Below are 274 nucleotides of genomic sequence, written 5' to 3'. Positions count from 1 at the left end.
CGTGATAAAGAGATTATTGGCATTTGTAACCGACTATTGTTTGATTAGCTTGTTATTCGGTATTTTAGAGTTTTACGTCTTTGATCTAAATGCGTTGAGTATCCAAAGCATAGGTTATTTCTATGTGTTCTTTTTCTTTACGATGATGGGCCAATACATACTTTTGAAGAGGACGATAGGGGAAAAAATATTCAAACTTCAGGTGCAAGGAAAAGAAGGTGAGAACGTTGAGGTTTCTACTTATGTGTATCGTTTGTTCGGTACTCTAATTTGC

General features: G+C 35.4%; 1 protein-coding gene. It reads left to right on the top strand.

All coding sequences use genetic code 11. The features are described from left to right. Nucleotides 1–16 precede the first annotated feature (16 nt). Nucleotides 17–274, top strand: a 258-nt coding sequence (locus IQR33_RS18720; protein ID WP_193843921.1) for an RDD family protein, incomplete at its 3' end; no start/stop codon positions are given.

The organism is Vibrio sp. OPT46, assembly GCF_015163535.1.
GTDB classification, from domain to species: domain Bacteria; phylum Pseudomonadota; class Gammaproteobacteria; order Enterobacterales; family Vibrionaceae; genus Vibrio; species Vibrio alginolyticus.
The sequence above is the reverse complement of the archived record's forward strand: the minus strand, read 5'-3'. Positions and strand labels throughout refer to the sequence as shown.